The sequence below is a fragment of the Nocardia sp. NPDC004718 genome, assembly GCF_053601535.1.
Map to the genome: position 1 here is coordinate 1 of NZ_JBSGCA010000018.1, position 12,354 is coordinate 12,354.

The following is a 12,354-nucleotide window of genomic DNA, read 5'->3' on the forward strand; positions in this document are numbered from 1 at the left end:
CTGGCCCGACCAGCCCGGCGGCGTCGATGTCGGCGGCCACCACCGCGACGCCCCGCGCGGCCGACAGGCGGCACAGCGCGGCGCCGAACCCGGAAGCGGCACCGGTGACCACCGCCACATTATCCACGCCGTTTAATTAATCATCTGTGTTTAACATCGTCAATACTCGTGTTTAGTAGAGTGCGTACATGCCGAGCGACGAATCGCGCACCGCCTTGCTCGACGCCGGAGAACGCCTCATCGCCGAACGCGGCCTCGACGTGCCGCTGCGCGACATCGCCGCCGCCGCGGGCCAGCGCAACAACTCCGCCGTGCACTACTACTTCGATTCACGCACCGGACTGATCGAGGCCATCGTCGAGCGCCGGATGAACTGGCTCGAACAGCGGCGCATGCAGCTGCTGGCCGCCCACGAGGCCGACGGCCGCACCAACGACGTGCGCACCCTCGTCGCCATGCTCGCAACCCCGATCCTCGAACTGCTCGGCCACGACCGGGTGACCCATCTGGGCCGGTTCCTGGAAGTGGTACGCACGCATCCCGTCGTGGCGGACGCGCACCGCCTCGCCGACGCGGACCGCGCGGCGGTCCGCATCATCGCCACCCGCCTCGACGCCGCGCTGACCGACCTGCCGCGGCGGCTGCGCAGGCAACGCCTGGAAACCATGGCCACCGTCATGTTCGCGTTGATCGCCGACTACGAACGCACCTTGGAAGCAGGGGTGCGCACCGCCCACCCCGGCGACGCCGCGGAGATCGTGGACATGATCGTCGCCATGCTCACCGTGCCCGTCCCCGACCGCACGGCCGCCGCGCCGGGGCACTGAGACCGGCACGCCTCAACCCAGCACCGGCCGTGCACCCGGGGCGGCGGCCAGCTGCCGACGCACGTGCGGCCCCACGGTTTCGGGGAATCGCCGGTGCAGCCGGTCGATATAGCGGCGCACCACGCACAATTCGCGGTACAGTTCGTGCCGCGCGGCGGGATCGTGGCGGTAAGTGGATGCGATGTCCCGCGCCAACGTCCGGGCTTGCCGGGTCAGCAACTCCACGAAGACCTGAGCCTGGGCGAGGTCGGCGTCGTATTCCATTCGGTAGGCCGATCTGTCGTTCGATTCCTGTATCGGTCGCCCAGCGCTCCCCGTGCCGCGGTCCTCGGCCGATCGGAGCAGAACATGATGCTAACCGAGCCTCAGTCTCTCGGACGCCGAAACGGAACCGTTCGACCGCTATCGCCTGGCGATCACGTCCGCACTCGTCGACCGAACGCCGCCGGCGGGGATGCGCCGTACCGGACTCGGTCGGATACCGCGCGCGTATGGTGATCGTATGGGCGTCATCGGGGAGCTGTTTCCTGGCAAGAAGCTGAACCATGAGGGCAGCGAGGACAGCGACGGGCAGACCCATACACGGCGATTCGACATCGATCTCGACACCGGAGTGGTACGGGTGCCGCGCGCGGACCGGACCACCGCCGACGACCACGGCGACGGGCGAGAACAGGCCTAGGATCGGCCCCGGCGTACGAAGCCATGCCGCATCACCTCTGTGGCACCGCCCCGCAAATTTCGCTCGGGCAGAAAACATCTCGCTGATCGCAACCCGTTACGACAGCGGTGCGCACCGGTAGCGTCGCCGCAATGGGCAAAGTTGGTGGGCGACGACGGCCCCTGAAGACCGTCACCGGAGTCAGCGGTGCGGTCAGCGTGTACGCGGCGGCCATCGATCCGTCCGCCACGACGATCGCGTCATCGATCGAGATCGCGAAAATCGCCGAACAACACAAATTCGACGCCCTCTTCGCCGCCGACCTGCTCAGTTTCGGCGCACAAGGCGCCATCGGCGCCCAGGAACCGTTGATCTTCCTGTCCGCGCTGAGCGCCGTCACCTCGCACGTCGGCCTCATCGCCACGGTGACCACCACCTTCCACCACCCCTACAACCTCGCCCGGCTCTTCGGCACCCTCGACCACATCAGCAACGGCCGCGCGGCATGGAACGCGGTGACTTCCTCGGTGGGGGAGGAGAACTACGGCGACCAGGATCTGCCGAGCCCCGAAGACCGGTATGCCCGCGCCACCGAATCCCTCGAGGTGGTCAACGCCCTGTTCGACAGCTGGCAGTCCGGCGCGCTGACCCCCGACGGGCACGGCGGCGCGATCCTGGACGCCACCCGCGTGCGGCCCATCGATCACGCTGGGCGGTACTTCACCGTCCGTGGACCGCTGAACATCCCGCCCCTACCGCAGCGCAGACCCGTGCAATTCCAGGCCGGGCAATCGGCAGGCGGCATCGAACTGGGTGCGCGATTCGCCGAGGTCGTGTTCACCTCACTGCCGACCCTCGAAGACGCGGTCACCTACACCAAACGCATTCGCGCACGCGCGAGCGAACTGGGCCGCGCCGAAGGCCTGCCGCTGATCATGAGCTCGTTCCACGCCACCTACGGCGCCACCGAAGCCGAAGCGAAGCGTCTCGCGCGGGAACAGGCCGAGGCGACCGACTTCGAAGCGGGACGCGCCGCCCTCGCCGACATGTTCGGCGGCGGCGTCGACCTGTCCGGCCTGCCGCTGGACAAGCCCCTCCCGGACAACGTGCTCCCCGACGTGGCATCCGTGCACCGCCGACGCGGCCGCGTGGAGATCTTCAGCAACTTCGCACGGTCGGGAAAGACACTGCGAGAGCTGATCATCGCCGCCAAAGACACCGGTCACTGGGCCGTCGCCGGCACCCCCGAACAACTCGCCGACGCGATCGAAGAACGCTACGACGCAGGCGTTCTCGATGTGATCTCCCTCGGCGGACTCGCCGACGAACGCACCCGCGACTTCGTCGTCAACGGACTGCTGCCCGAACTACGCCGCCGCGGCATCACCGGTTCCGACTACGTCGGCGCGACCTTCCGTGAAAACCTCGAACTACCCCCGCTACCGGACTGACCCGTGCGGCACGCAGCCGCTGTCACATCAACTCGGCGAGATGGGCGCGCGACCACGCGCACATACCGTGCACCAGCCGCAGCAACTCGTCTCCCGCAGGAGTGAGGGAATACTCCACCCGAGGACTGGCCGTGTGGTGATCGCGCCGCGCGACCAAACCCTCCCGTTCCAGCGAACGCAGTGTCTCGGTCAGCATCTTGTAGCTCACGCCCTCGATCGACCGATGCAACTCGCCGAAACGGCGTTCGCCGTCCCCGATCTCCTCGAGCACCAGCAACGCCCACTTCGTCGACAGCGCCGCGAAAACACGCCGGGCGACGGCCCTGGCCTGCTGCTCCTCGGTCTCGGACACCCTCACCACTCACCTTCAAGTGCGTACTGCCGGTAGTGCCGATCCACGCCTAGCGTCGGACCGGTGCGCATCCTGAAAACATATGCCAGAGTTTTCGTCACAGACCTCGACGCCGCCCTGGCGACCTACGAACGGCTGGCCGGAGCGAAGGCCGACCTCCGTTTCGGCTTCGAGCGCGCCGAACTCGCCGCCGTCGGCGACTTCCTGCTCATCGCGGGCCACCCGGACGATGTTGAGCGCTACCGGACCACCGTCGGCCCGGTCATCGTCGATGATCTCGACGCCCTGCTGCGGACCGTGACCGACTACGGCGCCGACCTGATCGCCGGACCGCTCACCAGCGCTACCGGGACATTCGTCTACGTCCGGCACGCCGACGGAGCGGAACTGGAATATGTGCAGTGGTCACCCGAGACACGAGCGCGCGTCCTGGGACCGGACCGCCCATCGGCCACTAGCGGGTGAGGACCGGCGTCGACCGGTGCCCGGCGGTTTCGGGCCGCGGTGGGTTGGTGTTCCGCACCCACGTGACGTTGGCGACCAAGTCGTCATCGAAGACGAGTTCGTCCCACAACAGCCGCTCGGCGGCCTCCGGCGTGGGCTGCGCCGCCGGACGCGGCGCCTCGGCGACGGCGGCGGATTGCTCCGGCTCGGCGGGCAGCGGCGTCACCAACCACGACAGGGCGCGCATCGGGCTGAGGGCGTAACGGCGAGTGCCCTGCGCGAGCGCGGCCACCGCGGCGGCGCAGCTGAGCACCCCGGCGGCCAACGCCATCGAAGTCAGTCCGGCGCTGGCCATGCGCCGCTCACCCGGACCGGAAGCGCCTCCGAACTCGCCGAGAAAACGGTGCACCAATCCCGCGCCGAGACCCTCACCCGGATCAATCAGGATCCGCAATTCCGGCCCCCTGGCATCCAGATACATCAAGGCGATCAGCACCACGACCGCCGCGGTCACGCTGGAGCCGATCACCAGAAGAGCGAGCGCGCGGGTGCGCATCCGCAGCTGCGCCAGCGCAGCGAACACGGTGACGAGCATCGCGGCCGCGGCCAGCAGACCCCAGGCGCCGCTGATGTTCACGTCACGGAATTTCGACACCGACCACTCGTCGAACCCGTTCGTGGCCCCGGTGACCCGGCCGAACGCGTCGGAGCGGGCCTCGCCTCCCGAACCCGACGCCGAAAGCCACGGCTGGAACAACAGGGCGAAGCCGACCGCGCTCGCGGCTGCGGCGAACAAGAAACCCCAGTCCACACCCCGTGGTGGCCTCGCACCGCGTCCGCCGCCTCCGGAGCCACGGCTCCGATCGTCTCGCGCTTCGCTTGCCTGCCAGGGGGTTGGTTGTACCATTGCTCCATTTTCGCCGGTGCCGCATGAATAATGCTGCCGCCCAGAGCAATAACAGCGGAATTGCCTTGGAAAGCCGAATATCGCGGCACATCAATGAGATGTAATTCGATCGGGCGTCATCGGCCATCGACGAAAATCACCGTAAGCACCTGCGCGACAGCAGGCAAGCGTGATCGATCTCCCACGCATCGCCGCAGCTCCCGGCGCATACCGGCCGAGAGTGACCCAACCGGCGAGTAACATTTCGCGCACGGCGTTGAACTCGACATTCGCGGATTTGCCGCACCGATGCCGTATCTGCCCTACCGCGATTGCTGTGACACGCTTAACAACACAGCATTGGGACTTCGGTCACAAAATACGCGCGGCACGAGCCCGGCGCGGCCGACAATTCGCGAATCCCCGCCGCCCGAACGCATTCCGGGCAGCACCGCCCGAAGCGGACATCCCCGCCGCTAGTGCCCCTCCGCGGCCGCACGCGCATCCGCCACCGCCCGGGCGATCTGCGCCAGACGCTCCTCCGGCACCTCCACCGCGCCGTCGGCATCGACCAGCACCGCGGTCGGATAGATATCGCGCAACAGATCCGGGCCACCCGTCGCGGTATCATCATCGGCCGCGTCGAACAGCGCCTGCACCGCCAGACGCAACGCCGCCTCCGCATCGATCGCACGGTGATAGGTCTTCTTCAACGACGACTTCGCGAACACCGACCCCGAACCGACCGCCGTGTAACCGAAACGCTCCTCCTGCCGGCCACCCACCGCGTCATACGACACGATCCGCCCCGCCCGCTCCGGCTCCACAGCGTCCGGGTCGTAGCCGACCAGCACCGGGATCACCGCCATATCCTGCAGCGCAGCAGGCAGATTCGCCCGCACCATCGCCGACAACTTCGTGGCCTTGCCGTCGAACGTCAGCGACGCTCCCTCGATCTTCTCGTAATGCTCGAGCTCCACCGCGAACAACCGGATCATCTCCACCGCCATCCCGACCGTGCCCGCGAAACCCGCCGCCGAATACGTGTCGGTGATGAACACCTTCTGCATATCGCGCGTCGCCACCAGATGCGCCATCGTGCCCCGCCGATCACCCGCCACCAGCACACCACCGCGATAACCGATCGCGACGATCGTCGTCCCGTGCTGCGCGACACCACTCACGCCACCGCCGAAATCCGGATCCGGCAACAACTGCGGCGCATACCGGCGCAGATACTCCGAGAAGGACACCGCCGGATACCGCAAGCCGAGCGGCAGGTGACTATCGGTCGTCATGAATCACCTCTCCGGGCGGAGCGTGCCCCACCCGCGAACGCGTGCACTTCCGCCCGACGTTACCGGAACCCCACCACCACCCGGCGACAACCGCTCTAAGCCGGATCCTCCCCGACACAGGTCTCCGCCGCATCGATGTGGACACAGGGAACCGGAGCCCGCGTCGGCCGATAATCCGGCGCCACACCACCTCCGCGGATCAGCCGGGCATACGCCTCGACCCCATCGGTCGGGCGGCGCGCCAACGTCGGATCGGTCAGCACATCGACCGTATAGAGCCCGAACCGCGGCGCGTAGGAACCCCACTCATAGTTGTCCGTCAGACTCCAATAGTTGTAGCCGATCACATTCATCCCATCGGCCTTCGCCCGCTGCAACCAATACACCGTGTCCCGCAGGTGATCGGCGCGGGTATACCCATCCGGGCGCACCTGCCCGTTCTCCGTCGGAAGCCCGTTCTCCACCACATACAGCGGCCGCCCCGGAAACTGGCGCGCGTAATGCCGCAACGCGTAGTAGATACCCTCCGGGTGCACCGGCAGCTCCCACATCGGCGGACCCCCCTCCGCACCGCCCTGCGCCGCCTCCCCGGTCTGCGGCAACGGAGCGAAGTAATAGTCCAGACCGATGAAGTCCAGCTTCGCCGAAATCCGATCCACGATCGGCTGATTCACCTCCGTCTCCGCACCCGCCACATACCCCAGATTGCTGGTCACCTGAGCACCCGACCGATAACCGTGGATGATGTCGTAGATCTCGTTGTGCGCCTGCGCGATCCGATCCAGCATCACCGGCGCCTCATCCACACCGATCCCGCCCGTGCGCAACTCGGTGCCGACATACGCCACAGGCTCGTTGAACGTCACCCACAGCGGATCACGCGAGGCATACCGCTGCACCACCTTGCGCATGTTCGCCAGCCAATCCTCCACCATGCCCGGATCGCGCCACCCGCCCCGATCCACCGCCCACCCCGGATACACCCAGTGATCCAACGTCAGCATCGGCCGCATACCCGCCGCGACGATCCGGGCGATCACATCGTCGTAGAACCCGAACGCCGCCTCATCCCAGGCATGCGGCGCCGGCTGCAACCGCGCCCACTCGATACCCACCCGGTACACCCGCACACCCAGCCGCGCCGCCAGATCGATATCGGTGAGATAGCGGCGAGCGAAGTCCACCGAATCCAGATACGGATCCGCCGTCCTACCCGACGCGATGAAACGCGACCAGTTGCTGTCCGGCGCATGACCCTCGGACTGAAACCCCGACGACGCCACACCCCACAAGAAATTCCTACCGAACGCGGGCAGCTCCCGGCCCGGCTGAGCAGCGGAAACCCCCGAAGCCATCAGCATCGCCGCAGCGGCCGACAACGCGGCGAACCCGCGCCGGTGAGTGCGTGTACGCATCGCCGTAGCGTAACTGCGAGATTGCTGACGACCGGGGGAAGAACTCGCGTGTCGCAGATCCCACAACCGTCACAATCCGGGCTCACCCCAACCGCGACCGCCGCGCCGACTCCACGCCCACGGCGAACCATCCTCCGCCGGACTCGCCGACGTCGCGCTATTCGACCCAGCCGCAATAGTTCTCGCCTCATCCGCTGCCGAAGGCCCGCCGCCCGGATCACCATGACCGACAGTCAAAGCCCCATCCTCCCAGCGCGTCCCCAGGAAACGCCGCACAACATCACACAAGCGAATCAATTGACCGAGCGCATCCGCCGCCGATCGACCAGACTTGCCCAGGTGACCAGATACGCATTCGACGCCGACCGCGCCGCCCTCGTCGCCACCTGGGCGACCGGACGAGGCGACCTCGCCCAGACGGTGGCCACCCTGCCCCCGCAGGTGACCACGGACCAGGCAACCGATCTGGCGTCGAACCTCACCACCCTCTCGCGATTCCAATGGCGCACCTACACCCACCCCGCCAGCGCCGCGGGCGACCCCGACGTCCCCAACAGCGAAGCATGGCGCCGCGCCGAAGAACGCCGCAACTTCAAAGAAGTCGAAGCCGGACTGCGCAATCCCAACCTGCCCACCGACGAAGGACTGCTCGTCTCCTACAGCGGCGTCGTCGAATCCGCCCACCGCATCGGCCGCACCCTGCACGACATCGACCACGCCGCCCTGCTCGAAACCGTCGCCGCCGAGGTACGCACCGAACAGGAAGCTATCGAATCCGCCGAACGCGGCGACCTCTCCGGCCGCGCCCGCCAAGCCGTCGAACTGTCCCGCCCCGACGTATCCCCGGCCCAGGTCCACGCCGCCGACGCACTCCTGCGCAACGACCCACTCGGCAGCATCGAACTGTTCACCGAACTCGACCCCGCCTCCGCCTCCGTCGCCGCGGCACACTGGCTCTACGCCGCCGCCGAAGTCGCAGGCGAGGCCGCGAACGTAGCCACCACCGATGTCGTCGCCGAAGCCGACGACATCGAAGCACTCCAAGTCGAGACACCCACCCTCGTACTCGAACGACTCGCCGCAGGCGACACCCCGACCGAAGTCGTCCTCGACCTGATCGCCGAAGCGATGGCCGTCCACGAAGGCCGCGTCCCGGCCCCCTGGAGCCTCGTCGCCCGCGTCGCCGACATCGAAGCCCAAGCCCACCGATTCGGCGTCGACGCCGACACCCGCGAAGCAATGCTCACCAGCTTCCGCATCAGCCGACTCGACCCCGCCCGCCCCGCTCTCGACCTCTTGGAAGACCTCCTCGACGGTATCCGCGGCTGCCTGCTGCTCTACGCCGCCCACACCGAGCACGACGACGCCGAAACCGAAACCCGCTTCGCCGAAGACGTGCGCCTCGAAGCCGACGCCGACCCCGAAGACCTTCTCTGAACGCCGAGGCGGGGCACGGCCACGCCCTGCCCCGCCGGGAGTTCAGCGAGAAACTCCATCGGACTCAGCCGATTCCGAGGCCAACCAAGTACGCAACGCGCGGTAGACCGCCGCGTGATTGAGCAACGTGAAGTGATGCGCCGACGCGACATGCATGCCTTTGTCGACATCGAACCCGATGCGCCGGGTCCGAGCCCGGCCCGAGCCACTCGGCGTGAGAACCAGCCCGTCACCCACCACACGCCCCAGCGGATGCCGCGAACTCCGCGTGACCGTGGCGGTAACGAAATAATGCTCCGCGTCCCGCAGCAGCGGAACCTCCCGAACCACCCGGCGACGCAGCGCATCGGCGTCCAGATCACGCCAATCCTCGTCCACCAGGGAGCCGTCCCGAAGGTCCCGGATACCCGCGCTGCGGCGACGCAACAGCCGCCCGAACGGACGGGTTTCCGGAAACCGCACCAGCGCCGCCGACGCGTAATGCACCAACTGCTCCAGCGGCGCGCCCATGTGCGGTGAACCCAGGCACACCACGTGCCGCACCCGCCGCACCCACGGCGCCCCGGCTTCACTCGCCACGAAGCAGGCACCCCGGGCGACCAACCCACCCATCGAATGACCTACCAGCGACAACCGCTCGATAGGCACCGGCCACCCGTCGACCAAGCCCTGCATCAGCTCGCTGAACTGCGCCGCGTTCTCCGAGATGTGCAGACCGGTGTTGTACCGGACCTGCAACGACGTGCATCCCGTATCGGACTCCAGACGCTCGGCATAGGTCGGCCCGCCACCCAAACCCCACGCGTGCTCGGTTTCCACCAAGCCGTGCAAGAACACCACGACGTGCGCGGCGGGCCGTTGAACGCGCGCACCGACGAGCTCCGCGGGCACGGGAGCGCCGTCGATCCGGAACGTCATCGGACCGGCCAGAATCGGCCGCGTCCGCTCGAGCTCATCACCGATCAAACCCTGCAGCGCGGCCAGCAATCCCGAGCCGTACACCGTGCGTGACGGTGCGACGCCGGGCAGATCCGCTGTCCGTTCCGCGACCATGCCCGCCGCCACCGCGGATCCACCGACCACGCGGTAGACGCTCTCCGCGATCGCATCATGCAGCAGCTCGACCGGAGCCGCCGCAGGCCCCACGCCCCACCGCACCGCCGCGAACACACGGTGCGCGATCGCCCGGTGCACGGCCGCGATCCCGTCTATCGCACCGCCGAGTTCGTCACCGGCCAGCCGGGCCAGCGCCCTGACCTCCGCTTGCCGCTGGGGCACACCATCCGTCACGACCTCAGTGTACAAGTGTGCACTGAAAAGTGAACCCTACGGCACTCGCGACACGGCCACCGCCGCCTCGGTGAGACTGCCCAGATACAGCACGCCGTCCTGCTCGACCACGCCGGTCACCATCGAATAGTCGGTGCCCTCGACCTGAAGGTCGTGCACGACGTTGCCGTCGAAATCGACCGCCAGCACCCACACCGTCCGCGCCGGCTTCGGCTGCACCCACTTCGGCAGCGTCCACACGATGCGCCGCAGAATGCCAGGCAGCGGAAGCAGGCGGTCCAGCAACGGATTACGCGGCGAAGGAAGCGTGATCCAGATCAGGCCGTCGCTGCCGAGGCCGAGGTTGTCCGGGAATCCGGGCAAATTCTCGATCAACCGTTCCTGCGTTCCCGCCTTCGGACCGGTCAGCCAATAGCGCGTCAGACGGTAGCCGCCGGTCTCCGCGACGACCACGCTGGAGCGATCGGGTGCCAGGATGACGCCGTTGGCGAATTGCAGATCGTCGACGAGCGTCTCCACGTTGCCCGCGGGATCCCGGCGGAACAGCCGACCCGTGCCGGAGTGCTCCAGGATGTCACCCATGTACTCGTCGAGCGAGTACCGGCGCGACGACGCCGAGAAATAGATCGTGCCGTCGGCATCGCGCACCACATTGCTGGCGAACCGTAGCCGCTCGCCGTCGATTTCATCGACCAGGACCTTCAGCCCGCCCTCGACGTCCAGCTCCAGCAGTCCACGTTCGAAATCGCAGATCAGCACGCGCCCGTCGGCGTCGGCGTGCAGACCGAGCGGGCGGCCTCCGGTGTTCGCGAGTTCGCGGACGTCGCCGGTCGCCGGATCGATGCTGAGGACCGCACCGCCGTCGACGCCCGCGATGATCCTGCCGTCGGGGGAGAGGACGACATCTTCCGGGCCGGCATCCGGCAGCTCGAGGCGCCGGATGTCGGGAAGAGGTGGAGCACTGCGAGTTTGACGCGCTCGTGCGGGGGAGCGCGGTGGTGTCCAGCGTTGCGGCTGCATGGTCGAGGCGAGCATGGCATCAGGGTAGCCGGGGGAGTGCGGAGGTCTCGGGAGAAACGGTGCACGGTAGGGGACCGCTTATGGGCGGAGGCGAAGGTACCAAGAATGGACGCTTATGGATTGCGAGTAAACAACATGCCGATACGTAGATATGCGCATCTACGAATATCGTCTCAATAGCCCCGACCAGCAGCCACACTCAACCACGACAGACCAAAGCAGCATGGAAAGGGGAGCGGAGCGGAACAGGCGGCCTCTCACGCTGCTGCCCAGGCTGCCTGTCGCGGCAATCGCGCCGCAGGGAGCGCGGCGGCCTGGGCTGCGGCGTCGAGATGTCAGGGCTGGTGGGTGATGGTGTACCAGAGAATCGCCAGGGTACCGGCCGTGAAAAGCGGCGCGATGATGAAGGTTTCGACCTTGTTCCCGGTGCGTTCGATGACGGGAAGACTGACTCGCAGGCCGAAGGGCCAGAACAGGCGGCAGCCGCGCTCGGTGAGGCAGTCGCCGAGCAGGTGGGCCAGTGCGCCGAGTCCGACCGCGAACGGCAGCCAGACCGGCTTGTCGGCGATCCAATGTTCCATGGCGAAGGTGCCCGCGGAGGCGAGCACGACGATCGGTCCCCACGCCTTGAAGTTGTTGCCGGACGGGCACAGATGCAGTGCGCGCACAGCCAGGGCGAGGAGGAAGAAGACCAGGCTCAGGGTGAACCAGCGCCCGAGCCAGTGCTCGCCGGCCCACGTGCCGTAGGCGGCGGCCGCGACGAAGGCCAACGAGTGGGTGGCGCCGCGATGGCCGCCGGAGACCCAGGAGATGAGCTTGCATGCGGTGTGCGTGATCGGACCCAGAGTGTGCGAAATGGTCCCGTCGGGATGGTCCGCGTCTGGGAGCAGCGCGGCCCCGGCCGTGAGAAAGACGCCCAGCAGCAGATCGACGGTACCGAGATGTCCCGTCGCATCCTGGAGAGCGGGAAACGTCAAGATGGTGACCGGTAGCGTCGCCGCTGCCGCCGACCAGGCCAATGCGCCACTGGTCGCATGTGAATGTCCAAGCACGATTCGAACGTTAGTTCAGCTTGCTATCGGTTCGCGAATGCCGCTGTGTGAGGTCGGAAGTCGCGCCGGAAGCGTGTCCGGCGTTCGGGATTGCGCGGAAATGGGGTAGGGGAGTGCTGGAAAGAGTCGTGGCGCTACGTAAAACGTTCTGTAGGTAGGCGATCCGGCGCACCGCGGGATGCGTGCGTAGGAACCGTTCGTGCGTACCCGCGATATCGTCA

General features: G+C 67.3%; 13 protein-coding genes. 5 read left to right on the plus strand and 8 right to left on the minus strand.

Features of this window, described 5'->3' with window-relative positions; translation table 11 throughout:
- Positions 1-188: 188 nt before the first annotated feature.
- The gene (locus ACWEH3_RS15840) at positions 189-827 is read left to right on the plus strand and encodes a TetR family transcriptional regulator (protein WP_450017524.1); all 639 of its coding nucleotides are present in this window, start codon (positions 189-191) and stop codon (positions 825-827) included.
- Positions 828-839: 12 nt separating this feature from the next.
- Here the strand turns inward: ACWEH3_RS15840 and ACWEH3_RS15845 are convergent, their stop codons facing one another.
- Entirely contained in the window at positions 840-1,091 is a 252-nt protein-coding gene (locus ACWEH3_RS15845) for a hypothetical protein (RefSeq protein ID WP_450017522.1), read from the minus strand.
- A 238-nt stretch (positions 1,092-1,329) separates the two neighbouring features.
- Here ACWEH3_RS15845 and ACWEH3_RS15850 point away from each other — a divergent pair, with 238 nt between their 5' ends.
- Positions 1,330-1,509, plus strand: a complete 180-nt coding sequence (locus ACWEH3_RS15850; protein WP_450017520.1) for a hypothetical protein — start codon at positions 1,330-1,332, stop codon at positions 1,507-1,509.
- 131 nt (positions 1,510-1,640) lie between these two features.
- The gene (locus ACWEH3_RS15855; protein ID WP_450017518.1) at positions 1,641-2,939 is read left to right on the plus strand and encodes an NtaA/DmoA family FMN-dependent monooxygenase; all 1,299 of its coding nucleotides are present in this window, start codon (positions 1,641-1,643) and stop codon (positions 2,937-2,939) included.
- A gap of 22 nt (positions 2,940-2,961) precedes the next feature.
- On the opposite strand, the gene ACWEH3_RS15860 is transcribed toward ACWEH3_RS15855, so the two are convergent.
- On the minus strand, positions 2,962-3,291 hold the full coding sequence (locus ACWEH3_RS15860) for a winged helix-turn-helix transcriptional regulator (RefSeq protein WP_450017516.1): 330 nt from the start codon (positions 3,289-3,291) through the stop codon (positions 2,962-2,964).
- 63 nt (positions 3,292-3,354) lie between these two features.
- Between ACWEH3_RS15860 and ACWEH3_RS15865 the strand changes: the two genes are divergently transcribed.
- Positions 3,355-3,756 (plus strand): VOC family protein, encoded by a 402-nt coding sequence (locus ACWEH3_RS15865; RefSeq protein WP_450017514.1) that lies wholly within the window; start codon positions 3,355-3,357, stop codon positions 3,754-3,756.
- Here ACWEH3_RS15865 and ACWEH3_RS15870 read toward each other — a convergent pair.
- The 3 genes from ACWEH3_RS15870 to ACWEH3_RS15880 form a co-directional block, all read right to left on the minus strand.
- Positions 3,746-4,546 carry a hypothetical protein gene (locus ACWEH3_RS15870; protein ID WP_450017512.1) on the minus strand — a complete coding sequence of 267 codons (801 nt, stop codon included), beginning with the start codon at positions 4,544-4,546 and terminating at the stop codon, positions 3,746-3,748. The genes ACWEH3_RS15865 and ACWEH3_RS15870 overlap by 11 nt on opposite strands.
- Before the next feature lie 551 nt (positions 4,547-5,097).
- On the minus strand, positions 5,098-5,919 hold the full coding sequence (prcB, locus tag ACWEH3_RS15875) for a proteasome subunit beta (protein ID WP_450017510.1): 822 nt from the start codon (positions 5,917-5,919) through the stop codon (positions 5,098-5,100).
- Positions 5,920-6,014: 95 nt separating this feature from the next.
- Entirely contained in the window at positions 6,015-7,334 is a 1,320-nt protein-coding gene (locus ACWEH3_RS15880; RefSeq protein ID WP_450017508.1) for a family 1 glycosylhydrolase, read from the minus strand.
- A 339-nt stretch (positions 7,335-7,673) separates the two neighbouring features.
- Between ACWEH3_RS15880 and ACWEH3_RS15885 the strand changes: the two genes are divergently transcribed.
- Positions 7,674-8,771, plus strand: a complete 1,098-nt coding sequence (locus tag ACWEH3_RS15885; protein ID WP_450017506.1) for a hypothetical protein — start codon at positions 7,674-7,676, stop codon at positions 8,769-8,771.
- 42 nt (positions 8,772-8,813) lie between these two features.
- Here ACWEH3_RS15885 and ACWEH3_RS15890 read toward each other — a convergent pair whose 3' ends face one another.
- The 3 genes from ACWEH3_RS15890 to ACWEH3_RS15900 form a co-directional block, all read right to left on the minus strand.
- Positions 8,814-10,061: an esterase/lipase family protein gene (locus tag ACWEH3_RS15890; protein WP_450017504.1), complete on the minus strand. Its 1,248-nt coding sequence runs from the start codon at positions 10,059-10,061 to the stop codon at positions 8,814-8,816.
- Positions 10,062-10,097: 36 nt separating this feature from the next.
- Positions 10,098-11,096: an SMP-30/gluconolactonase/LRE family protein gene (locus ACWEH3_RS15895; protein WP_450017502.1), complete on the minus strand. Its 999-nt coding sequence runs from the start codon at positions 11,094-11,096 to the stop codon at positions 10,098-10,100.
- Positions 11,097-11,416: 320 nt separating this feature from the next.
- Positions 11,417-12,133, minus strand: coding sequence for a metal-dependent hydrolase (locus ACWEH3_RS15900; protein ID WP_450017500.1), 717 nt, complete (start codon positions 12,131-12,133; stop codon positions 11,417-11,419).
- Positions 12,134-12,354: the final 221 nt, after the last annotated feature.